This is a genomic window from Burkholderia sp. RS01, from assembly GCF_039748055.1.
Lineage (GTDB): Bacteria > Actinomycetota > Actinomycetes > Actinomycetales > Micrococcaceae > Arthrobacter.
Map to the genome: position 1 here is coordinate 163,069 of NZ_JBDLAK010000005.1, position 22,815 is coordinate 185,883.

Here is a 22,815-nt window from a genome sequence, read left to right on the forward strand (position 1 = left end):
CCATAGATACAGACAACGGCGCCGGGCGGCCGGGGAGGCCCGGGACGCCGCACAGTCCCGCTGATATTCGCCGAGGGCGTAGGCGGGGCCCGTCGGGGAAAGCGCCGTGCAGCCGCCCCGTAGACTGGGGACCATGCAATCTTCTGCCGCACAGCCCCTGCTCAAAGCCGTTTTATGGGACATGGACGGCACCATCGTCGACACCGAACCCTACTGGATTGAGGCCGAACACGGCCTCGTTGAGGCCCATGGCGGAACGTGGTCCCATGAGCAGGCCATGCAGCTCGTAGGACAATCGCTGGTCCATTCCGCCGGCATCCTGCAGCGTGCCGGCGTGCAGCTGGAGGTCCGGGAAATCATCGACACGCTGACGGCGCAGGTCATCAGCCGGGTGCGTCGCCACGTCCCGTGGCGGCCCGGTGCCCGCGAACTCCTCGATGAACTTTTCACCGCCGGCGTGCATTGTGCCCTTGTGACCATGTCAGAGACACCCCTCGCCCGGGAGATCGTTGAGAGCCTTCCGCGGCCCTACTTCGAGTTCCTGGTGACCGGCGACACCGTCACGCAGGGCAAACCGCACCCGGAGGCGTATCTCAAGGCCGTCGAACTGCTGCAGCGCCAAGACCCCGGGCTCACCGCGGCACACTGCGTGGCCCTGGAGGACTCAGCCCCCGGCGTCGCGGCCGCCGTGGCGTCCGGAGCGGTGACGGTCGCCATTCCGCACATCGTGCCGCTGCCCGAAGATCCCCGCCGGGCCATGTGGGATTCCCTGGAAAACCGCACCGTGGCAGACCTTGAGGAGCTTGTTGCGCTTCGGCACGGGACCCATGCCCGCGCCTCAACGCTGGACAGCGTCAACTAAGGAGCCAGCCCGTGTCTGATCCCGCTTCAACCGGACAGCGGCCCCGGCGCCGCAGCTTTGGCGAAGGCATCCCGCTGGGCAGGATTGCTGGCATTCCCGTCATCCTTGCCTATTCCTGGTTTGTTATCGCCGCCTTCACCGTGGCCGCCTACGGACCTGTGCTGGCGTTCAGAAACCCCGCACTGGGTGCCGGAGCCTACTACGTGGCCTTCGCCTACGCCCTGCTTCTGCTGATCTCGGTGCTGGTCCACGAGTTGGCCCACGCCCTGACGGCGAAGATGTACGGCTGGCCCAGCGAGAAGATCGTCCTCAACCTCTGGGGCGGCCACACCCAATTCGAGAGCTTCACGGCCACGCCAGGGCGTTCCGTGCTCGTGGCGCTGGCCGGCCCGGCCGCGAACTTCGCGCTGGCGGGTGCGACCTGGCTTGTGGTCTCTTCCCTCCACCCGACCGGCGTGGCGGACATCCTGACCAACATCTTCCTCTGGGCCAACCTCGTGATCGGCATCTTCAATGTGCTGCCCGGGCTGCCGCTGGACGGCGGCAGGCTGGTGGAATCCGCCGTCTGGAAGGTCACCGGCAGCCACGCCAAGGGCACCATCGCCGCGGGCTGGGGCGGGCGCATCATCGTGATCGCACTGGCCCTGTGGTTCGTTGCCCTCCCGCTGCTCCGCGGAGGCGAACCGGACACCAGCACCATGCTCATTACCGTGCTGGTGTGCGGATTCCTCTGGATGGGCGCTTCCGCCTCCATCCAGCAGGGCCGCCTGCGCAGCAGGCTGCACCTCGTCAGCGCCGCAGCACTGGCTGAACCGGCGGTCGGACTTCCTGAATCGGCGACTGTCGCCGACGTCCTCCAGGTGACAGCGGGCGGCGGGCCCGCCGTCGTACTCTACGCACCGGACGGCAGGCCCACCAGCGTGGTTGACCCGGCGGCGCTGGCGGCGGTTCCGGCGTCGGCAGCGGCGGCCACGCCGGCCAGCGCCGTAGCCCCCGTCCTCGGGGCCGGGGCCTATGTGCCGGAGTGGTCCAAGGGCCAGGAACTGCTCCAGTATCTCGCCCAGCTGGAGGGCCACGATTATGCGGTGATCGACCACAAGGGCCGGGTCACAGGTCTCCTGCGCCAGTCCACCGTGGTGACGGTCATTACAGGCAAGGCAACCCGCTAAAACACCCGGCCGCAGGACCGGAACCGGTAGAGTTACGTGCCGGTCGTGAAATCGGCAGCCGATAAACGGCGCACCCCCGCCGCGCCGCTACGGGGCACGGCAAACACAGCTTTACAGGAGCGAGGAATATTCATGAGCAGCGAATCTGCCGCCAACGGGACCAGCACTGCCCAGCCGGACGCCGGGACGGCCGGCACGGGGGATCAGCCGGTCGGCGCTGCCCGGCGGCGAGGCCCCTTCCGCGAAGGTGAACGCGTCCAGCTGACGGACGAGCGCGGGCGCATGAATACGATCAGCCTGGAAGCCGGCGGAGCGTTCCACACCCACCGCGGATTCCTGAACCACGACGAAATCATCGGCAAGGTTGACGGCTCCGTAGTGGTCAACAACGTGGGGCAGCAGTACCAGACCCTTCGGCCCCTGCTGTCCGACTTCGTCCTGTCGATGCCCCGCGGTGCCGCCGTGGTGTACCCCAAGGATGCCGGCCAGATCGTCACCATGGCGGACATCTTCCCCGGCGCCAGGGTGGTGGAAGCCGGCGTGGGATCCGGTGCGCTCTCCATCTCGCTGCTCCGCGCCGTAGGCGACCACGGCTACCTTCACTCCTTCGAACGCCGCGAGGAATTCGCCGCGATCGCCCGCGGCAACGTGGAAACCATCTTCGGCGGCCCGCATCCGGCCTGGAAAATCTCGCTGGGAGATTTCCAAGAGGAAGTGGTCCGGACTGAAGAACCCGGCTCGATCGACCGCGTGGTGCTCGACATGCTGGCCCCATGGGAATGCCTCGACGCCGTCGCCACGGTCCTCGCCCCGGGCGGCGTCTGGATCAACTACGTTGCCACTGTCACCCAGCTCTCGCGCACTGCCGAGGCCATCCGCGCGGACGGCCGCTTCACCGAACCGGATGCCTGGGAATCCATGGTCCGCGGCTGGCATCTTGAGGGCCTCGCGGTACGCCCGGACCACAGGATGGTCGCCCACACCGGCTTCCTGCTGGTCACCCGCCGTCTCGCCGACGGCGTCACCGGAATCTCCGTAAAGCGGCGCCCGTCCAAGACGGACTTCAACGAAGAGGACGTCAACGCCTGGACACCGGGCGCGGTGGGAGAACGCCTGGTTTCTGACAAGAAACTGCGGCGCGCGGCCAGGGACGCCATCGCGGGCACCAACGTCAAGGATGATCCGGAGATCACAAACTAGTCCGCATTTCGGATGTCGTCAGCAGTACCCGCCGACTTGGGGCTATGGTCTTAGGAGAAGTGCAGGAAGGGGCTGATGCATCATGGAGACGCCGAACAACGACTCCGTACCTACGCCGGCTGAGCAGGCGGCCAACGAGCTGTCTGTCGCGGACCGGCAGGTCAACATCCTCCGGGATAAGCTGCGGCATATCGACCGTCAGCTGGCGGCTGCCACGCAGAACAACACTAAGCTCGTGGCGATGCTGGAAACGGCAAAATCGGAAATCCTGAGGCTGAAGAACGCCCTTGACCAGGAGGGGCAGCCGCCGTACAGCTTCGGCACCATCCTCCAGCTGAACCCCAGAAGACAGGCCACCGCCGGCAGCAGCGGCCAGGCCGCCACCGAGGAATCGGTGGATATTTTCAACGCCGGCCGGAAAATGCGGGTGGGCATCAGCCCGCTGGTCAACATGAACCAGCTTGCCGTCGGCCAGGAAGTCCTCCTGAACGAGGCACTCCTGGTGGTGGCAGGCCTCGGGTACGAACGCGCCGGGGAACTCGTCACGCTCAAGGAACTGCTGGGCCCGGACCGTGCGCTGGTCCTTGGCCGGGCGGACGAAGAGCGCGTGATCCGGCTCGCCGGGCCGCTCCTGGCGGAGAAGCTCCGCGTGGGCGATGCGCTGTCCATCGACTCCCGCACCGGCTATGCCCTGGAAAAGGTCCCGCGGTCCGAGGTGGAAAACCTCGTCCTCGAGGAAGTTCCGGACATCACGTACGAGGACATCGGCGGCCTGGGCCCGCAGATCGAACAGATCCGCGACGCCATCGAGCTGCCGTTCCTGCACCCCGACCTGTACCGCGAACACGGGCTTAAGGCGCCCAAGGGCATCCTGCTGTACGGCCCTCCCGGCTGCGGCAAGACGCTGATCGCCAAGGCCGTGGCCAATTCCCTCGCGGCCCGCGCGGCCGAACGCTCCGGCAACATCGACCTGAAGAGCTACTTCCTCAACATCAAGGGCCCGGAGCTCCTCGACAAGTACGTCGGCGAAACCGAACGCCACATCAGGCTGATCTTTTCCCGGGCCCGGGAGAAGGCCTCGGACGGCAGCCCCGTCGTGGTGTTCTTCGATGAGATGGATTCCCTGTTCCGCACCCGCGGCACGGGCATCTCGTCCGACGTCGAAACCACCATCGTTCCGCAGCTCCTCAGCGAAATCGACGGCGTGGAACGGCTGGACAACGTGATTGTCATCGGCGCGTCGAACCGCGAGGACATGATTGACCCCGCCATCCTGCGTCCCGGCCGCCTGGACGTGAAGGTCAAGATCCAGCGTCCCGACGCGGAAGCGGCGGCCGACATCTTCAAGAAGTACATCACCCCCGACCTTCCGTTCCATGAGGACGACCTCGCCGAGCACGAGGGCGACGTGCAGGCAACCGTCGACGCCATGATCCAGCGGACCGTCGAAGCCATGTACTCCACGGAAAAGTCCAACGAGTACCTCGAGGTCACCTATGCCAACGGCGATACCGAGATGCTGTACTTCAAGGACTTCAACTCCGGCGCAGTGGTGCAGAACGTCGTGGACCGTGCCAAGAAATATGCCATCAAGGATCTGCTGACCACGCAGCAGAAGGGCCTGCGGATCGACCACCTGCTCCGCGCGGTGGTCGATGAGTTCCGCGAGCATGAGGACATGCCGAACACCACCAACCCGGATGACTGGGCACGCATCTCGGGCAAGAAGGGTGAGCGCATCACGTACATCCGCACGATCGTCCAGGGCAAGGCCGGGCAGGAGCCAGGCAAATCCATCGAGACGATGCCCAGCACGGGCCAGTACCTGTGACGGCCGGTTCCGGGCTGGCGCAGGGGGGAGCCCTGCCCGCCGGAGGCGCGATGCGGGTGATGGGGTCGGAAACCGAATACGGCATCCATGCGCCGTCCGCTCCGGGGGCCAACGCCACCATGATGTCGGCGCGGGTGGTCCAGGCCTATGCGCAGGTCACCCGGCTCCGGGCCGCCGGCGGGGCCGAAACCCGGTGGGACTACACGGATGAGGAGCCGCTGCATGACGCCCGGGGCTGGACCCTGGAACGGGGGCAGGCCCATCCGAGCCAGCTGACCGACCAGCCTCCGGTGCTTGATGCCGAGGCGGTGGCGCTGGCCTACGGACGCGACGAGCTTGAACTTGACGGCGAAGACGAGTCCGGCTCGCTCCTGATGAACATGGTCCTCGGCAACGGGGCACGGCTCTACGTGGACCACGCCCATCCGGAGTACTCGAGCCCGGAGGTGACCAACCCGGCCGCCGCCGTGGCCTGGGATGCCGCAGGGGACCTCGTGGCGCTGTCCGCCGTCCGGAGGCTGGCCGCCGACACCGAACTCCCCGCCGTCAACCTCTACAAGAACAACACCGACAACAAGTCGGTGTCCTACGGCAGCCACGAAAACTACCTCATGCCCCGCTCGGTCCCTTTCGGCGACATCGTGCGCGGGCTGACCCCGTTCTTCGTGACCCGCCAGATCATCTGCGGCTCGGGGCGGGTGGGAATCGGCCAGGACAGCTCCCGCCCGGGCTACCAGATCAGCCAACGGGCGGACTTCTTCGAGGCGGAAGTGGGCCTTGAGACCACCATCCGCCGCCCCATCATCAACACCCGCGACGAACCGCACGCCACCGCGGACAAGTACCGCCGCCTGCATGTGATCATCGGCGACGCGAACCTCAGCCAGGTGTCCAACTACCTCAAGTTCGGCACCACGGCGATGGTGCTCAGCCTGATCGAGGCCGGCCTGGCTCCGAAGATTGAAGTCCACGAGCCGGTGGCCGCCCTGCAGGCCGTCAGCCACGACACCTCGCTGACCGCAAAGATCCGGCTGCTGGACGGCCGCCGCGTGACGGCCCTGGACCTCCAGTGGATGTATCACGAGGCTGCCGCCAAGCTCGCGCAGGACACCGGCGTTGCCGATGCCGTGGACGGCGACGGCCACACCCACGCCGTGCTGGACCGTTGGGCCGCCACACTCACGCAGCTGGACAGCGACCGCGCCGCAGCAGCCACGTCCGTGGAATGGCTGGCCAAGCTCTCCATCCTGGAGGGGTACCGTCAGCGCGACGGCCTCGACTGGGACGACGCCCGCCTGGGCCTGGTCGATCTGCAGTGGGCGGACATCCGGCCCGAAAAGGGTCTGTACTACCGGCTGCTGGCAAGGGGCCGCATGCAGCGGATAGTGAACGACGCCGACATCGCCGCCGCGGTGACGGAACCGCCGTCGGACACGCGGGCTTACTTCCGCGGACGCTGCGTCAGCAGCTTCAGCAAGGACGTGGTGGGCGCCAGCTGGGACTCGGTGATCTTCGATGTGCCGGGGTACGGCAGGCTGCAGCGCGTCCCCACGCGGGAGCCGCTGCGCGGCACGAAAGCGCTGACCGGGCCCCTGTTTGCCCGGCACCGCGAGGCCGGTCCCTTCCTTGCGGAACTGCTCGGATCAGCACCGGCTCCGCCACCGGCATAAAGCGTCCCGAAGAGCCGCTTTGCGTGGCAATATTGGCATACAGGATGTCCCGCCGGAAGCGGCGGGACTGAAAGAAGGAGATGAACATGGCAGGGCAGGAGCAACAGCAGCCGCAGCCACGCGACAGCGAGGTCGAGGAAGAAGTCGCCGCACCGCCGGCATCGGCCGAGGGACAGGCATCCGCATCAACGCAGGGCGTTGACGATCTCCTGGACGAGATCGACGGCGTCCTGGAATCCAATGCGGAAGAGTTCGTCCGGGCGTTCGTGCAAAAGGGCGGACAGTAGTCCGGCAGCGCCGCCAACCCGCACCGGGCACGGAGGCCTGAGGTACCGGACAGCCGCTGAATCACCACGTTGAAGGAGTGCACCAGTGCAGGAGACAACAGCCAACAAGGTAGCCGCCAACGCGACGTCGTCGTTCACTGAGCATCTCCAACGCGACCGTCCGGAACTGCTTCCCTATAACCGTCCCTTCGAGTTCGGCCCGTCGGCAAGTCAGCCGCTGCAGGTGCCTCACGCCACCACGATCGTCGCCATGACGTATGCGGGCGGCGTCGTCATGGCGGGTGACCGCCGGGCCACGATGGGCAACATCATCGCCAGCCGCCACATTGAGAAGGTCTTTCCCGCAGACCAGTACTCGGTGCTCGGCATCGCCGGGACGGCCGGCATCGCCATCGACCTGACGCGGCTTTTCCAGGTTGAGCTGGAGCATTACGAAAAGATCGAGGGAACGCTGCTGAGCCTGGACGGCAAAGCCAACAGGCTCGGCGCGATGATCCGCGGAAATCTGCCCATGGCACTGCAGGGTCTCGCCGTGGTGCCGCTGTTCGCCGGCTTCGACACCGCCGCCGGGGTGGGCCGGCTGTTCTCCTACGACGTGACCGGCGGCCGGTACGAGGAGCAGGAGCACCACGCCGTCGGCTCCGGCTCGATGTTCGCCCGCGGGGCCCTGAAGAAGCTCTGGCGCCCCAACCTGATGGAGGACGAAGCCGTCTCGGTCGCCGTCGAGTCCCTCTACGATGCGGCCGACGACGACTCGGCCACCGGCGGCCCGGACCCTGTCCGCCAGCTGTGGCCCGTCGTCTACACCGTCAACCGTGCCGGCGCGAGGCGCGTCGCCGAACGCGAACTCGCCGCCGTCGCCGGGACCATCATCGAGTCCAGGGCAGCTGCCCGGCGGGAGGCCTGACGTGACCCAGCAGTTCTATGTCTCACCCGAACAGCTGATGAAGGACCGTGCGGACTTCGCACGGAAGGGCATCGCGCGGGGCCGGTCGGTGATCGTCGTGAGCTGCGAGGACGGCATCGCGCTCGTGGCCGAAAACCCGTCTCCCTCGCTCCATAAAATCGGCGAGATCTACGACAAAATCGCATTCGGGGCCGTCGGCAAGTACAACGAATTTGAAAGCCTCCGCCAGGCCGGGGTCCGTTACGCCGACGTCCGCGGGTATTCCTACGATCGCGACGACGTGACCGCGCGGGGCCTCGCCAGCGTCTACGCGCAGAGCCTGGGTGCCGTCTTCACTGCGGAGCAGAAGCCGTTCGAGGTGGAGCTCGCCGTGGCAGAGGTGGGAGCGTCCCAGGACCGCGACCACCTCTACCGGCTGACGTTCGACGGCTCGATCGCCGACGAGCACGGCTTCATCGTGATGGGCGGGCAGGCCGACAAAGTCTCAGGCGCGGTAGAGGCCGGCTGGCACCGTAATCTTTCCTTCGCGGCGGCCATCCGCCTCGCCGTGAAGGGCCTAGTGACGGACAAGGAGTCGCCCGAGCTCCCGGCAAGGGCCCTGGAGGTGGCCGTGCTGGACCGCGGCTCCGAAAGCAGCAGGGGAACCCGCCGGGCCTTCCGCAGGTTGTCCGACGTCGACGTCATGGAACTGCTGGCTGAGGAGAACTGAAATGGACAAGAGGATCTTCGGTATTGAGACCGAATTCGGCATCTCTTATTCGAGCCCTGATTCGCGCCCGCTCGCGCCCGAGGAAGTGGCTCGGTACCTGTTCCGGAAGGTAGTCAGCTGGGGGCGCTCCTCGAATGTCTTCCTCACCAACGGGTCCCGCCTGTACCTCGATGTCGGCTCGCACCCGGAGTACGCCACCGCCGAATGCGATGACCTGGCCCAACTGATTGCCCACGACCGGGCCGGCGAACTCATTCTTGACGACCTCGTGGACGAAGCCCAGTCCAGGCTCGCGGCCGAGGGATTCAACGGTACGGTCTACCTGTTCAAGAACAACACGGACTCCGCCGGCAACTCCTACGGCAGCCACGAGAACTACCTCATACCGCGACGGGGCGAGTTCACCCGGCTGGCCGAAATCCTCATCCCGTTCCTTGTCACCCGCCAGCTCATCGCCGGCGCCGGCAAGATCCTCAAGACGCCCCATGGCGCCACCTACGCCTTCTCTCAGCGCGCGGACCACATCTGGGAGGGTGTCTCCTCCGCCACCACCCGCTCCCGCCCGATCATCAACACGCGTGACGAGCCGCACGCGGACGCCGAGTTCTACCGCCGCCTCCACGTGATTGTCGGCGACTCGAACATGTCGGAGACCACGGCACTGCTCAAGGTCGGCACCGTTGACCTGATCCTGCGCATGATTGAGGCCGGGGTGATCATGCGGGACATGCGGATGGAGAACCCCATCCGGAGCATCCGGGAGATTTCCCATGACCTGAGCGGCAGGGCACTGGTCCGGCTCGCCAACGGACGCCAGCTCACGGCGCTGGAGATCCAGCAGGAGTACCTCACCAAGGTCACCGCCTTCGTCCAGGAGCACGGCGCCCACAACCGGCACGTGCCCCTGATCCTGGATTTGTGGGGCCGGACCCTGCGTGCCATTGAAAGCGGCGACACGAGCACCATCGACACCGAAATCGACTGGGCCATCAAGAAAAAGCTCATGGACAGCTACCGCAACCGGCACGGGCTGGGGCTTGATGCACCGCGGATTGCCCAGCTGGACCTCACCTACCACGACATTTCGCGCAGCCGCGGCCTGTATTACCTCCTGCAGGCACGGGGTGCCGTCCGCAGGGTCACGGACGAGACCGCCATCAAGGATGCGGTCGACGCACCGCCGCAGACCACCCGGGCCAAGCTGCGCGGCGATTTCGTGCGCAGGGCCCAGGAGCTGGGACGCGATTACACCGTGGACTGGGTCCACCTGAAGCTCAATGACCGCGCCCACCAGACCATCCTCTGCAAGGACCCGTTCCGTAACGTCGACGAGCGCGTGGATGCGCTTCTGGACTCTATGGGCTGATACCCAGCTTGACGCGTTACTCTGGAATAGGCTGTTTTTGCTGCCCTGACTGCCTTGCCGTGGGTTACACCTGCCGCGGCAACGCCTCCATCTTGCCCCGACGAAAGTTCTTACGTGCGCCGACTACTAGCAATTCTCATTCCCGGACTGCTTCTGCTGACCGCCTGCGGCGGCCAGCCTGCAGCCCCGGAACCGACCAGCCAGTCCGCGGGTGAGACCGCCAAGCTGGACTCCCTAAAACTGACGGATAAGGGAGACAAGAAAGCACCGGGCGTAGAGTTCACCAAGCCCCTGGACGTCACCGAACCCACCGTCAAGGTGGTCACGGAAGGCAGCGGCGAACGGGTTAAAGCCAACCAGGTCGCCGACATCTCCGTGCTTGCCCTAAACGGCAAGGACGGCGCCACGCTGGACGACAGCTTCCCCCGCGACCCCGAACCCCTCGAGCTGAACGACAAGCTCAAGACCGGCAGCGCAATCGTTTACAACGCCTTTGTCGGAGCCAAGGTGGGCTCGCAGCTGGCCCTGGCCATACCGGGCAAGGCTGCCGAAGCCGGCGCCGCGGCCCAGCCGGCCCAGCTCCTGATCATCAAGGTCCTGTCCGCCAAGGACGCGCCGAAGGTGCTCGAGAAGCCCGAGGGTGAAACCGTCACTCCGCCGGCCGGACTGCCGACCGTGACCGAGAAGGACGGCATCCCGGAAATCTCCGTCAAGGGCGTCGCTGCCCCGAAGAAACTCATCGCCCAGGACCTGATCAAGGGCAACGGTCCCGCGGTCAAGGCCACGGACACCCTGACCGTCAACTACGTGGGCGTGGCCCTGGCCAGCGGCAAGAAGTTTGATTCAAGCTTTGACCGCAAGGAGACGGCCTCGTTCGGACTGGACAAGGTCATCAAGGGCTGGACCCAGGGCCTGACCGGTAAGTCGGTAGGCTCCCGCGTGCTGCTCGTCATCCCCAAGGCCCTCGCCTACGGCGACGCCGGCCAGGGGGATGCCAAGGGCGACCTCGTGTTCGTCGTCGACATTCTGGGCACCAAGTAAGTACGCCACAGCAGTTTCCCATCCAAGCAGAAGGAGCAACCATGTCATTTGGACAGCGAGACCTCGACCGCCAGAAGCCGGAAATCGACTTCCCTGAAGGCCCGGTTCCCACCGAGCTGGTCATCACGGACCTCATCGAAGGCAGCGGCCCGGAGGCCAAAAAAGGCGACACCGTCTCAACCCACTACGTGGGTGTTGCCTGGTCCACCGGCGAAGAGTTCGACGCTTCGTGGGGCCGCGGCGCCCCGCTGGACTTCCGGGTCGGCGTCGGCCAGGTCATCCAGGGCTGGGACCAGGGCCTGCTGGGCATGAAGGTCGGCGGCCGCCGCCGCCTCGAAATCCCTTCGGAGCTGGCCTACGGTTCCCGTGGCGCCGGCGGGGCGATCGGCCCCAACGAGGCCCTGATTTTCGTGGTGGACCTCGTAGGCGTCCGCTAGCCACTGCTGGCTGAGCAGCGGAAGCGCGGTAACAATCGGATGGAATTTCCGCATTGTTGCCGCGCTTTCGCGGTTTAACCCAGGCAGCTTTAGTAACCTAACGAGAGTGTCCGCCCAACGAACCGAGCGCCTGCTCAACCTCCTGATCGCCCTGTTGAACTCCAAGTATGGCCTGCGCCGCAGCGAACTCCGGGAGAAGATTTACCACGCCGGTGCGGCCAGCGACGCGGCTTTCGGCCGCATGTTCGAACGTGACAAGAACGATCTGCGCGAGTTCGGCTTTGACGTCGAAACAGTCATGGACCACGGCTGGAACTCGGAGGACCCTGCCACCACGCGCTACCGGATCGGCAAGGAATCGAACCGGCTTCCTGACGTGGAACTGACCCCGGACGAGTGGACGGTGCTGCTGCTGGCCTCGCAGCTGTGGGAGCAGGCTGCCCTGGGCGCCGCCGCCACGAACGCCATGCGCAAGCTCCAGGCCTCCGGCGGCCTTGCCGACGTCGAGCTGCCGGCCGGGGTCCAGCCCCGCATCAAGCCGGCCGGACAGGCCTTCGAAGACCTCGTCGCGGCCATGCACGCCCAGCATCCGGTCCGTTTCCGCTACCTCGCCGGCAGCACCGGCCGGGAGGAGGAGCGCGTGGTTGAGCCGTGGGGCCTCGGCAGCCGCTTCGGGCAGTGGTACCTCGTGGGTTATGACCGCGCCCGGGCCGCCCGGCGGTACTTCCGGCTCTCCCGCTTCACGTCGGCCGTCACGGTACTGGAGAAGGAGGCATTCACGCCTCCTGCCGCCTTCAACGTGAGGGCGGAACTGGCCGGCCTACCGGAGCTGCTGCTCGCCTCCGCCGTCCTGGACGTCCGGAAGGGGCGGCTGCTGGGACTGCGGAAGCGTTCCGCACCAGCCGCCGTCGTGGCCGGCGAGGCGGTGGCTCCGGAGGCGGTGGCGGGATCCGCAGCGTCCGACGGCGGCTGGGACCGCCTGGCGGTGCCGTACCGTGACGCTGAGCTGCTGGGGGAGGAACTGGCCTCCTACGGCCCGAACGTCCGGGTGGTGGCTCCCGCTGAACTGGCCACGGCCGTGCAGCGCCGGCTGGCGAGTGCCGCTGCCTTCGCGGCTGCTCCGGTGCCGTCCTTTGACTTCGCTGACGCCGGATCCGGCAAGCGGCCCCGCAAGCGGACCTCCGAAGACCAGCTCAAGCGGATGCTGCAGCTCGTTCCGTTCCTGGTCCACAACCAGGGACTGCATATCCAGGACGTCGCGGACAGGTTCGGGGTGACCCGCAAGGAACTCGAAAATGACCTGCTGATCCTGATCTGTTCGGGGCTTCCGCAGGGCTACCCCGACGAACTCCTCGACATCCAGTGGGAGGACGGCCACGTCTTCATCAGCCAGTCCCTGGAACTGAACAGGCCCGTCCGCTTCACCGTGGACGAGGCGTGCGCCCTGCTGACGGGCCTCGAGACGCTGAACGGCCTCCCTGAGCTCGCAGAGGGAAGCGCCCTGGAATCGGTGACGCTCAAGCTCATGGCGGCCGCCGGCGAGGAAGGGCTCCGCGCCGGTGCGCTGTCCGGTCCGGAGGTGGGGCCGGCCAATTCCGCCAACCTCGGCCTCATCCGGAGTGCCATCGAATCCGGATCGCAGCTCCATCTCGTCTACCTGTCGGCGCAGAAGGATTCCCTCTCGGAGCGGGACGTTGACCCGTTGCGGCTCTATTCCATGGACAACACGTGGTACTTCGAGGCGTACTGCCACTCCGCCGCCGGGCTGCGGAACTTCCGCCTCGACCGTATCGAGGAGCTCACACTGAACGGCAAGCCCGTCTCCTCGCCGCTTAGGCCCGACGGCGGGTTCCCGGCAAAACTCTTCACGCCCAACGACGACGACACCCTGGTGACCGTTCAGCTGACCGGCAGGGGTACCGGGCTTGCGGACGACTATTACGCCGAGCGGACAGTGGCACTGCCCGACGGCGGCCTCGTGGCGGAAATCAGGTTCGGCAACCCGTCATGGCTGCCGATGTTTGTTGCCCAGCACGGCGGAACGGTCCGGATCCTGGAGCCTGCAGCCCTTGCCGACGCGTCCCGGGAATGGATCGACGCGGCCATGGCCCGGTACGCCAGCTAGACTACTCAGCATGCCTTGGTGGTCATGGATCCTTATCTGGATTGCGCTGATTGCGCTTTCCCTTCTCTTCTTCGTGGTGATGGGCGTCCGGCTGTTCCGCCAGTTCATGGCCACGGTCAAGGAACTCGGCGCCGCCGGGGAGAAGCTTGGGCACCTGCCCGCGCCCGTGCCGGAGACACTCACGCCCGGAGAAGGAACATCCCCCGCCGAAGGCGTCCCGCCGGGAGGGGCTGTCTTTGCCTCACCGCACCGGATGCGACATGATTACCACGCATCCAAATCTGCCCGCAAGGAATCGCGGCGCCAGCGCCGAATCCAGCGCAAGGCGGAACGTGGCCAGCCCCAGGCGCTGCGCGACATCGAATTCAGTTAAACGTAGGATGTAAGCAGAGGAAAGGACTTCCAGTGGGACGACTCTTTGATGGCCCGTGGCCCATCGTAATTATCATCATCGTGGCATTGCTGCTGTTCGCAGCGCCCAAACTTCCGGCCATGGCACGCAGCCTCGGCCAGTCCATGCGGATCATCAAATCCGAGGTCAAGGAAATGAAGAACGACGGCAAGCCAGAGGCCTCCAACGACGGCACCGACCCCGTCGAGGGCAGGGTTGTCAACCACCCGCAGTCCAGGGCAGCAAACGGCGAACCAACCGACGGCACCGACGTCCCGCCGTCGAACCGCGCTTGACCTGAAGTGGCACTGACGAAGGGCCGCAAAGCCAACCCGGAGGGCCGCATGGCCCTCATGGATCACCTGAACGAACTCAAGAACAGGCTGATCAAGTCTGCCATCGGGCTGGTTATCGGCGGCGTGGGCGGCTGGATCCTCTATGATCCGGTGTTGAGCGCACTCAAGGAACCTGTGGACCGGATCGCGGAGCACACCGGGGGCACATCGTCCGTGAACTTCTCGAGCATCGCATCACCCTTCGACTTCAAGCTCCAGCTGGCGCTGCTAATCGGCGCCGTCATTTCCAGTCCGGTCTGGATCTACCAGCTGTGGGCGTTCATCACGCCCGGGCTGACCGTCAAGGAGAGGCGGTACACGCTCGGCTACATGGCCGCAGCGGTGCCGCTCTTCCTCGCCGGCGTCTGGGTGGGCTGGATGGTCACGCCCCAGGTGGTCCGGGCGCTCACGCAATTCACCCCCGCGGGGTTCTCCAACCTCATTGACGCCCGCGATTACGTGGACTTCGTCACCCGCATGGTGCTTTTCCTCGGCCTGGCCTTCCTGGTGCCCGTGGTCCTCGTGGGCATCAACATGGCGGGCATCATCCGCGGCCATACCATCCTGAAGGCATGGCGCATCACGGTGTTCCTCGTCTTCGTCCTTGCCGCCGTGGCGGCTCCCGGGGCCGACGCCCTGTCCATGTTCCTGCTGGCCGGGCCGCTGCTGCTGCTCTTCTTCGCCGCCATCGGCCTGTGCATCCTCAACGACCGCCGGCGCGACCGCCGCGCGGCGAAGCAGACCGCTGAGACCGAGGCCACTGCGGACATTGCGACTCCGGGCAGCGAACTGAGGAATCTCTAGCGCCGTCCCCGCTAGGCTTGAGGCATGTCCACCACAACCGGTTCACCGTCGCCATCCGAACGCTACCGGGCCAGTGCCGAACGGACGGCGGAATCCAAAACCCACCTGGGTTCCTTCGCCCTGACCTTGGACTTTGACCTGGATGATTTCCAGCGGCAGGCGTGCAGATCGCTTCAGGAAGGCCGCGGAGTCCTCGTGGCCGCACCCACCGGCGCGGGCAAGACCATCGTGGGCGAGTTCGCCATCTATCTGGCGCTGGAGCGCGGACTGAAAGCGTTCTACACCACCCCCATCAAGGCCCTGAGCAACCAGAAGTACTCCGAGCTCGCGGAAAAGTACGGTGCGCAGAATGTGGGGCTGCTGACGGGGGACACCAGCATCAACGGCGAAGCGCCAGTGGTGGTGATGACCACCGAGGTGCTGCGCAACATGCTCTACGCGGACTCAGCATCCCTGGACGACCTCGGCTTCGTGGTGATGGACGAAGTCCATTACCTGGCCGACCGCTTCAGGGGCGCCGTGTGGGAGGAAGTGATCATCCACCTGCCCAGCGAAGTCCAGGTGGCCTCGCTGAGCGCCACCGTCTCCAACGCCGAGGAGTTCGGCGCGTGGCTGGACACCGTCCGGGGAGACACGGACGTCATCGTGTCCGAGCACCGGCCCGTTCCGTTGTGGCAGCACGTGATGGTGGGCAAGGAAATTGTTGACCTGTTCGCCGGGGAGACCACCTTCGACGAAATCGCGCCCGAAGGCGACCCCGTCGCCGCCTCCGCACTGCCGGCGGCACCGAGTCCCGCAGACGCCGGCCAACGCGGCTTCGAGGTCAACCCGGAGCTCCTGTCCATGGCCAGGGCCGAAAGCCAGCTGAACTTCCAGGGGCGCTTCGGCCACGGCGGCCGCAGCCAGCGGCGGCAGCACCGGCAGCGGGCCGACGACCGGTCCCAGCAGACTCCGCCGCGCACGGCCGTCCGGAAAGCCAGCCGGCCGCAGGTTATCGCCAGCCTGGACCGGCAGGATCTCCTGCCCGCCATCACGTTCATCTTTTCCCGGGCAGGCTGCGACGCCGCGGTTTCGCAGTGCGTGGCCGCTGGGCTTTGGCTGACCACCGAGAAGGAACAGCGGACCATCGCCCAGCGTGTCGACGAGGCGGGCCAGGACATTCCCTCGGACGACCTTGAGGTGCTGGGATTCTGGAGCTGGCGTGAGGGGCTTCTGAGGGGCATCGCGGCGCACCACGCGGGAATGCTGCCCACCTTCAAGGAGGTCGTCGAAAAGCTCTTCGCCGAGGGCCTGGTCAAGGCGGTGTTCGCCACGGAGACCCTGGCCCTCGGGGTCAACATGCCGGCCCGCTCGGTGGTCCTGGAGAAGCTCGACAAATTCAACGGTGAGGCCCACGTGGACATCACCGCGGGGGAGTACACCCAGCTGACCGGCAGGGCCGGACGCCGCGGCATCGACGTCGAAGGCCACGCCGTGGTCCTCTGGCAGCCCGGCACGGATCCCGCGGCGGTGGCCGGCCTGGCATCGCGGCGGACCTATCCGCTGAACTCCAGCTTCAGGCCCACCTACAACATGAGCATCAACCTGCTCGCCCAGTTCGGCCGCCCGCGGGCACGGGAGATCCTTGAATCCTCCTTCGCCCAGTTCCAAGCGGACCGGTCGGTGGTGGGACTGGCCAAGCAGGTGCGCAGCCGCGAAGAGTCCCTGGCCGGCTATGCCAAATCCATGACCTGCCACCTGGGCGACTTTACTGAATACGCCCGGCTGCGGCGGGAGCTCTCCGACGCCGAAAACTTCACGTCACGCAGCAAGTCGCGGGCGCGGAAGTCGCTCAACGAGGATTCCCTGAGCCGCCTGCTGCCGGGCGACGTTGTGGACGTCCCGGCAGGCAGGGCACCCGGCGTTGCGGTGGTACTAAGTTCGGACCACTCCTCCCGCGAGCCTCGGCCTGCCGTGCTCACGCTGGAAAGCCAGCTGCGCAGAATCGGCATCGACGACCTCGAGGGGCCCATCTCGCCGCTGACAAGGATCCGGATCCCCAAGTCCTTCAACGCGAAAGTCCCCAAATCCCGGCGGGACCTTGCCTCCTCCGTTCGCAACGCGCTGCGGGAGAACCGGCCGCCGGCCAGGGGCAGCAGCCGCAATAACGACTTCGGCCTGGGCACAGCCCTTCCGAACCAGGAAAAGAAGATCGCCGACCTGCGTCGGGCCCTGCGCGCCCACCCCTGCCACGGCTGCAGTGAGCGTGAGGACCACGCCCGGTGGTCGGAACGCTGGTGGAAGCTGCGGAAGGAAACGGACGGCCTGGTCCGCCAGATCCAGGGCCGCACCAACACCATCGCCAAGACCTTCGACCGCGTGTGCGATGTCCTGTCCGCCTACGGGTACCTTGAAACTCCGGAGCCGGGCAAGCACAGCATCAGCTCCGACGGGCAGCGCCTGCGGCGGATCTACGGCGAGAAGGACCTCCTGATCTCCCAGGCACTGCGCCAGGGTGCGTTCGACGACCTCGACGCAGTGGAAGTCGCGGCCTTCGCCAGCGTCCTCGTGTACCAGGCCAAGCGGGAGGACCGCGGCCTACGCCCCCGCATGCCCAGCATCTCGCTCGAAAGTGCTGTGGACATCGTGGTGCGGGAATGGTCGGCGTTGGAAGACGTGGAGGAACAGAACAAGCTCCCCCTCACAGGGGAACCGGAGCTCGGCCTGATCTGGCCGATGTACAAGTGGGCGCGCGGGCGCCACCTCCAGGAGGTGCTCAACGGCACGGACCTCGCGGCCGGCGACTTTGTCCGGTGGGTCAAGCAGGTGATTGACCTGCTGGACCAGCTGGCCAAGATCCCGGGCCTGGACCCACGGCTTGCCCGGCTGTGCGCCGAAGCCATCAAACTTGTCAGGCGGGGAGTCGTGGCCTACTCCACCGTGGTCTGAATCCTGCTGTCCTGAATCCTGCTGTCCCGGCCACGTCCGCATCAGATACCCCAAGGAGTTCCACCCCCATGACCGACGCACACGCGCGCGCCCAGGCCGCTTCCGGACCGTCGAAGGTGACGCTATACCGGAACGGCTCCGTCTACACGGCGGCTGACCCTTTCGCCACCGCCATGCTCGTGGACGGTGACGCCATTGCCTGGGTGGGCTCGGAACAGGCGGCGACGTCGATCGCGGACAGTTCCATGGAAGTCATCGATCTCCGCGGCGCGCTGCTGGCCCCCGGATTCGTGGATTCCCACGCACACCTGACGGAGACGGGCATTGCCCTGGGCGGGCTCCAGCTGGGCGACGTCCGCTCGGCCCGGGAGCTGCTGGATGCCGTGGCCGCAGCCGGCGGCGCAGGCACCATCCTGGGACACGGCTGGGACGAGTCACTGTGGGATGATCCCGCGCTCCCGGAGCCCGGCGAGCTGGAGCGCGCTGCCGGCGGCCGGCCCGTCTACCTGTCCCGGGTGGATGCCCACTCGGCGCTCGTGTCTTCCGCGTTGGCTGCGGCGGCCGGCCTGCAGGACCGTGACGGGTTCGCGCCCGGCGGCCACATCAAACGGGAGGCACATGCCGCGGCACGGCTGGCCACCAGGCAGCTCTCCGCGGCCGAATTGAAAGACCACCAGAGGCGGGCACTGGACGAAGCCGCGGCCAACGGGTACGTGGCGCTGGCCGAAATGGGCGCACCCCACATCGGGAGCCCGCTCGATCTGCAGCTGGCCGCCGGCTGGAATGCCGGAGCAGATTCCGTGCCCCTGCCCGAAGTTCTGCCTTACTGGGGTCAACTGACGACGTCGGCGACGGACGCCGAGGCCCTGCTCGCCGAGCTCGGGGTTCCGGTCCGAGGGCTTGCCGGCGACCTGAACATCGACGGTTCCATCGGATCCCGGACGGCTTCCCTCCGGGCGCCGTACACGGATGCCCCGGGGGAGAAGGGAACAACCTATCTTTCCGCGGAGGAGGCGGCCGCACACCTGGCCGCCTGCTCCCTGCTGGGCATCCAGGGCGGGTTCCACATCATCGGCGACGCCGGCCTCGACGCCGCCCTGGAAGCGCTGGACCTGGCTGCCGCGGAAGTGGGGGAGCAGCGGATCCGCGCGGCCGGCCACCGCTTCGAACACGTGGAAATGGCAGACGCCGAGGCCATAGCGCGCCTGGCTAAGTACTCAGTGACGGTGAGCGTCCAGCCGGGGTTTGACGCGGCTTGGGGCGGCTCCGGCCGGCTCTACGAGCAGCGCCTGGGCTCCCGGCGCGAGAACATGAACCCGTTTGCGTCCTTCTATTCGGCCGGCGTGCCCATCTGCTTCGGAAGCGACAGCCCGGTGACCCCGCTGCGCCCGTGGTCCAGCGTGAGGGCCTGCCTTGAGCACAACAACCCTGCGCAACGGATCTCCGCCCGGGCGGCGTTCCTTGGCCACACCCGGGCGGGCTGGCGGGCCGCCAGGCACGCCAACCCGTTGGCCGGCCAACTGGTGCCGGGTGCTCCGGCAACGTTTGCGGTCTGGGACGTCGAGGAACTCATGGTCCAGGTGGCCGACGGCAGGGTCCAGTCCTGGAGCACCGATCCGCGCGCCCGGACGCCGCTCCTTCCTGCACTGGACACCGGCAGTGACCCGCGCTGCCTCCAGACCGTGCGGAACGGGCAGGAACTGTTTTCCGCCCACATTCTTCGCGCCTGACCCGGGCTGGCGCGGCCGCCGCAATAAACCGCCATCCAAGCAGGATTCGGCGCATGTTTGCCGGCGCCGAATCCTGCCCTGACCTGCGGCGATGCACGTAAGAGCAGGTCAGGGGCCGGTTGACAGGCAAACGGCAGTCCGTAGCATTGAGGGTCAACGGACGGGTGCTTCTGGAGCAGTATCTGTCTGGCCGCCGCTTCACCTTTTGGAACGCGAAAAGCGCTTGGTGACTCGTGGCGGCGGCATTCCGGGGCAGGTCCACAACGCAGCAGAAAACAGTTCCCTTAGCGTACATCGCGTCATCGGGAACTGGCCCGCAGCAGCGTGGACCTGCCCGTGGCATCCCTGGGCGTGCTCATCGGGGCTTTCGTCATATGCGGCGGGACCCGGTGACGGCGGGAAGCCGGGCCGCAACGGGCCCGTATAATGGGGAGTTGCGCTTTGCGAGCCGGCTGTCCCGCCGTGCTCCACGCGCGCTGACCGCTCCCATCCAGGAAAGGCCTCCCTGTGCGTGTCCTCACCATCATTCCCACCTACAACGAGCTGGAGTCGCTCCCCATAACGCTCGGCCGTCTGCGTGCCGCTGTGCCGGCCTCCGACGTCCTGGTCGTGGACGACAACAGCCCGGACGGCACCGGACAGCTGGCCGACAGCGTCGCTGCCGAAGACAGCCAGGTTCACGTCCTGCACCGCAAGGGCAAGGAAGGCCTGGGGGCGGCCTATATCGCGGGCTTCAAGTGGGGCCTGAACGCCGGGTATGACGTCCTCGTCGAAATGGACGCCGACGGATCGCACCAGCCTGAGCAGCTGCCGCAGCTCCTGGAAGCCGTGGAGCAGGGCGCTGACCTTGCCATGGGCTCCCGGTGGGTACGCGGAGGAAAGGTGGTCAACTGGCCGCTCTACCGGCAGGCGATTTCCCGCATCGGGAGCACGTATTCACGCATCATGCTTGGCGTCAAAATCAAGGACGTCACCGGCGGCTACCGCGCCTTCCGGCGCACCACCCTCGAGAAGCTGAACCTCGACCAGATCGAGTCCGTGGGCTACGGCTTCCAAGTGGACCTGGCCTGGCGCGTCGCCAAAATGGGACTCACCATCGTGGAACGGCCCATTACGTTCGTTGAACGCGAGCTGGGCGCCTCGAAGATGAGCGGCAACATTGTCGTCGAGGCCATGCTCAACGTGACGAAGTGGGGCCTGACGGCACGCTGGAACAAGTTGACCGGAAATGACCGGACGGATAGCCGGGCCTAACAGCCCGAACCGAACACGAAAAAGGCCGGATCCGCTGCGTTCAAGAAACGCAGCGGATCCGGCCTTCCCGCGTATTGGCCCCGTGTGTTAGTGCCGGGCTAGGCAGTGCGCCGCTCGCCGCGGCGTTCGCGCAGAATGGTGAGGCGGTCTTCGAGGATCTGCTCAAGCTCGGGAAGGGACCGGCGTTCCAGCAGCATGTCCCAGTGCGTGCGGACGGCTTTTTCGTTGCTGGTATCGGGGCGTTCGCCATCGACGAGCAGCGCTTCCTTGCCGGTCTTGGAGACCCATACAGGGGGGATTTCGGCTTCTGAGGAGAAGGTGACAAACACCTGTTCGCCGTCCTCGCACCGGTACTCAACCCGCTGACGCGGAGCCGGCTCCACGCCGGATTCGGTCTCCATGCTTTGTGCGCCAAGCCGCATACCCCGCAGGCTGCGATCGCTCATGATTTCTCCCTCTGGTCGGTTCGCGGAGTCGGGCTCCGCGCTAGCCGAAGGCTAAAACACGGCCTCCGGACTACGGTGTTGCTCTACGTAGCATCACTAAATGAAACGCTTTGCCAAGCATTGTTGTTCCGCCCGGACTGATCCGGCCGGACAAATATACTATTATACCGTTTCCCCGCACTGACGGCAATGCGTGGTCCGCCGCCGGACTGTCCGCTCGCGCAGGTCCCGGGCCGGGGTCGAGGGCCCCGGGGAGGAAAAAGGGAGACACGCTGGCGGCGTGCCTCCCTTTCCTCTGCGGCCTACTTCAGGACAGCCTGCTTCGGTGCGGGCCTAAGATTCGGGCTGTTTGCCCGCATCAGGGCCGGGCCCGAACAGATCGCCCGAGCGCGGATCCGGGTTGGTTCCGCCCAGCGCGTTGCCAATGCCTTTCAACGCTTCGCCCACTTCGCTCGGAATGATCCACAGCTTGTTGGACGTGCCTTCGGCGAGCTTGGGCAGCGTCTGGAGGTACTGGTAGGCGAGGAGCTTCTGGTCCGGATTGCCCTTGTGGATGGCGTCGAAGACCTTCTGGATAGCCTGGGCCTCGCCGTCGGCGCGAAGAATGGCCGCCTTGGCATCACCCTCGGCTTTGAGGATGGCGGCCTGCCGCTGGCCTTCGGCCGTCAGGATGGCCGACTGCTTGGTGCCTTCGGCTGTCAGGATCGCGGCCCGGCGGTCGCGTTCGGCCCTCATCTGCTTTTCCATCGAATCCTGGATGGAGTGGGGCGGATCAATCGCCTTCAGCTCCACGCGGGACACCCGGATGCCCCAACGGCCAGTGGCCTCGTCCAGGACGCCGCGGAGCTGCCCGTTTATCTGGTCCCGCGACGTCAGCGCCTCTTCCAGGTTCAATCCGCCGACGACGTTGCGGAGCGTGGTGGTGGTCAACTGCTCCACGGCCTGGATGTAGTTGGCGATTTCGTACGTGGCGGCCCGCGGATCAGTCACCTGGAAATAGACCACGGTGTCGATGGACACCACGAGGTTGTCCTCTGTGATGACAGGTTGCGGCGGAAACGAAACAACCTGCTCGCGGAGATCCAGGAGCGGCAGCAGCCGGTCAACAAACGGGATGAGGATGGTCAGGCCGGGGTTGAGGGTCCGCTGGTACTTTCCGAGGCGCTCAACCACTCCGGCCCGGGCCTGCGGCACGATCCGCACCGAGCGGACCAGCACAATGACGACAAAAACGATCAGGACCAGCATCACGAAAGTGACGGCGACTCCTCCTGGGCTATCCATACTTCTCCTTCTCCCCAAATTCAGTGAAGCTCTACCTTG

Annotated in this window: 20 protein-coding genes; 18 read left to right on the plus strand and 2 right to left on the minus strand. The window is 66.3% G+C overall.

Features of this window, described 5'->3' with window-relative positions; translation table 11 throughout:
• Positions 1 to 133: 133 nt before the first annotated feature.
• The 18 genes from ABFP37_RS06895 to ABFP37_RS06980 all read left to right on the plus strand — a co-directional run bounded on the left by ABFP37_RS06895 (position 134) and on the right by ABFP37_RS06980 (position 21,046).
• The gene (locus ABFP37_RS06895) at positions 134 to 862 is read left to right on the plus strand and encodes an HAD family phosphatase (protein ID WP_347033085.1); all 729 of its coding nucleotides are present in this window, start codon (positions 134 to 136) and stop codon (positions 860 to 862) included.
• Between the two features lie 11 nt (positions 863 to 873).
• Positions 874 to 2,031, plus strand: coding sequence for a site-2 protease family protein (locus tag ABFP37_RS06900; protein ID WP_347033086.1), 1,158 nt, complete (start codon positions 874 to 876; stop codon positions 2,029 to 2,031).
• 132 nt (positions 2,032 to 2,163) lie between these two features.
• Complete coding sequence (locus ABFP37_RS06905; protein ID WP_078027782.1) at positions 2,164 to 3,231, plus strand: tRNA (adenine-N1)-methyltransferase; 1,068 nt, start codon at positions 2,164 to 2,166, stop codon at positions 3,229 to 3,231.
• 82 nt (positions 3,232 to 3,313) lie between these two features.
• Positions 3,314 to 5,062 carry a proteasome ATPase gene (arc, locus tag ABFP37_RS06910; RefSeq protein WP_078027783.1) on the plus strand — a complete coding sequence of 583 codons (1,749 nt, stop codon included), beginning with the start codon at positions 3,314 to 3,316 and terminating at the stop codon, positions 5,060 to 5,062.
• Between the two features lie 59 nt (positions 5,063 to 5,121).
• Complete coding sequence (gene dop, locus ABFP37_RS06915; protein ID WP_347033119.1) at positions 5,122 to 6,732, plus strand: depupylase/deamidase Dop; 1,611 nt, start codon at positions 5,122 to 5,124, stop codon at positions 6,730 to 6,732.
• Positions 6,733 to 6,818: 86 nt separating this feature from the next.
• Positions 6,819 to 7,019, plus strand: coding sequence for a ubiquitin-like protein Pup (locus ABFP37_RS06920; protein WP_347033087.1), 201 nt, complete (start codon positions 6,819 to 6,821; stop codon positions 7,017 to 7,019).
• Positions 7,020 to 7,104: 85 nt separating this feature from the next.
• The gene (prcB, locus tag ABFP37_RS06925) at positions 7,105 to 7,926 is read left to right on the plus strand and encodes a proteasome subunit beta (protein WP_078027785.1); all 822 of its coding nucleotides are present in this window, start codon (positions 7,105 to 7,107) and stop codon (positions 7,924 to 7,926) included.
• A 1-nt stretch (position 7,927) separates the two neighbouring features.
• A complete protein-coding gene (gene prcA, locus ABFP37_RS06930; protein ID WP_078027786.1) occupies positions 7,928 to 8,635 on the plus strand; it encodes a proteasome subunit alpha in 708 nt (235 codons plus the stop codon).
• Position 8,636: 1 nt separating this feature from the next.
• Entirely contained in the window at positions 8,637 to 10,001 is a 1,365-nt protein-coding gene (pafA, locus tag ABFP37_RS06935; RefSeq protein ID WP_078027787.1) for a Pup--protein ligase, read from the plus strand.
• 114 nt (positions 10,002 to 10,115) lie between these two features.
• The gene (locus ABFP37_RS06940; protein WP_078027788.1) at positions 10,116 to 11,042 is read left to right on the plus strand and encodes an FKBP-type peptidyl-prolyl cis-trans isomerase; all 927 of its coding nucleotides are present in this window, start codon (positions 10,116 to 10,118) and stop codon (positions 11,040 to 11,042) included.
• Positions 11,043 to 11,083: 41 nt separating this feature from the next.
• Positions 11,084 to 11,479 (plus strand): FKBP-type peptidyl-prolyl cis-trans isomerase, encoded by a 396-nt coding sequence (locus ABFP37_RS06945; protein ID WP_078027789.1) that lies wholly within the window; start codon positions 11,084 to 11,086, stop codon positions 11,477 to 11,479.
• Positions 11,480 to 11,585: 106 nt separating this feature from the next.
• Positions 11,586 to 13,604 (plus strand): WYL domain-containing protein, encoded by a 2,019-nt coding sequence (locus tag ABFP37_RS06950; protein ID WP_347033088.1) that lies wholly within the window; start codon positions 11,586 to 11,588, stop codon positions 13,602 to 13,604.
• 10 nt (positions 13,605 to 13,614) lie between these two features.
• On the plus strand, positions 13,615 to 13,977 hold the full coding sequence (locus tag ABFP37_RS06955) for a hypothetical protein (protein ID WP_078027791.1): 363 nt from the start codon (positions 13,615 to 13,617) through the stop codon (positions 13,975 to 13,977).
• 32 nt (positions 13,978 to 14,009) lie between these two features.
• Positions 14,010 to 14,291: a Sec-independent protein translocase subunit TatA gene (gene tatA, locus ABFP37_RS06960; RefSeq protein ID WP_078027792.1), complete on the plus strand. Its 282-nt coding sequence runs from the start codon at positions 14,010 to 14,012 to the stop codon at positions 14,289 to 14,291.
• A 6-nt stretch (positions 14,292 to 14,297) separates the two neighbouring features.
• Entirely contained in the window at positions 14,298 to 15,134 is an 837-nt protein-coding gene (gene tatC, locus ABFP37_RS06965; RefSeq protein ID WP_347033089.1) for a twin-arginine translocase subunit TatC, read from the plus strand.
• A 24-nt stretch (positions 15,135 to 15,158) separates the two neighbouring features.
• On the plus strand, positions 15,159 to 18,062 hold the full coding sequence (locus ABFP37_RS06970; protein ID WP_347033090.1) for a DEAD/DEAH box helicase: 2,904 nt from the start codon (positions 15,159 to 15,161) through the stop codon (positions 18,060 to 18,062).
• Positions 18,063 to 18,130: 68 nt separating this feature from the next.
• The gene (locus tag ABFP37_RS06975) at positions 18,131 to 19,792 is read left to right on the plus strand and encodes an amidohydrolase family protein (protein ID WP_347033091.1); all 1,662 of its coding nucleotides are present in this window, start codon (positions 18,131 to 18,133) and stop codon (positions 19,790 to 19,792) included.
• A 507-nt stretch (positions 19,793 to 20,299) separates the two neighbouring features.
• On the plus strand, positions 20,300 to 21,046 hold the full coding sequence (locus ABFP37_RS06980; RefSeq protein ID WP_347033092.1) for a polyprenol monophosphomannose synthase: 747 nt from the start codon (positions 20,300 to 20,302) through the stop codon (positions 21,044 to 21,046).
• Positions 21,047 to 21,144: 98 nt separating this feature from the next.
• Here ABFP37_RS06980 and ABFP37_RS06985 read toward each other — a convergent pair whose 3' ends face one another.
• Entirely contained in the window at positions 21,145 to 21,492 is a 348-nt protein-coding gene (locus ABFP37_RS06985; protein ID WP_056627246.1) for an RNA polymerase-binding protein RbpA, read from the minus strand.
• 333 nt (positions 21,493 to 21,825) lie between these two features.
• Positions 21,826 to 22,776: an SPFH domain-containing protein gene (locus ABFP37_RS06990; RefSeq protein ID WP_078027797.1), complete on the minus strand. Its 951-nt coding sequence runs from the start codon at positions 22,774 to 22,776 to the stop codon at positions 21,826 to 21,828.
• Positions 22,777 to 22,815 lie beyond the last annotated feature (39 nt).

Excerpts from the sequence above, each read along its gene's own strand:
- ABFP37_RS06895 (WP_347033085.1), top strand. The coding sequence starts at position 134 with ATGCAATCTTCTGCCGCACAGCCCCTGCTCAAAGCCGTTTTATGGGAC.
- ABFP37_RS06970 (WP_347033090.1), top strand. The coding sequence starts at position 15,159 with ATGTCCACCACAACCGGTTCACCGTCGCCATCCGAACGCTACCGGGCC.
- ABFP37_RS06955 (WP_078027791.1), top strand. The coding sequence starts at position 13,615 with ATGCCTTGGTGGTCATGGATCCTTATCTGGATTGCGCTGATTGCGCTT.
- ABFP37_RS06975 (WP_347033091.1), top strand. The coding sequence starts at position 18,131 with ATGACCGACGCACACGCGCGCGCCCAGGCCGCTTCCGGACCGTCGAAG.
- ABFP37_RS06945 (WP_078027789.1), top strand. The coding sequence starts at position 11,084 with ATGTCATTTGGACAGCGAGACCTCGACCGCCAGAAGCCGGAAATCGAC.
- ABFP37_RS06905 (WP_078027782.1), top strand. The coding sequence starts at position 2,164 with ATGAGCAGCGAATCTGCCGCCAACGGGACCAGCACTGCCCAGCCGGAC.
- arc (WP_078027783.1), top strand. The coding sequence starts at position 3,314 with ATGGAGACGCCGAACAACGACTCCGTACCTACGCCGGCTGAGCAGGCG.
- dop (WP_347033119.1), top strand. The coding sequence starts at position 5,122 with ATGGGGTCGGAAACCGAATACGGCATCCATGCGCCGTCCGCTCCGGGG.
- ABFP37_RS06920 (WP_347033087.1), top strand. The coding sequence starts at position 6,819 with ATGGCAGGGCAGGAGCAACAGCAGCCGCAGCCACGCGACAGCGAGGTC.
- ABFP37_RS06990 (WP_078027797.1), bottom strand. The coding sequence starts at position 22,776 with ATGGATAGCCCAGGAGGAGTCGCCGTCACTTTCGTGATGCTGGTCCTG.
- ABFP37_RS06985 (WP_056627246.1), bottom strand. The coding sequence starts at position 21,492 with ATGAGCGATCGCAGCCTGCGGGGTATGCGGCTTGGCGCACAAAGCATG.
- pafA (WP_078027787.1), top strand. The coding sequence starts at position 8,637 with ATGGACAAGAGGATCTTCGGTATTGAGACCGAATTCGGCATCTCTTAT.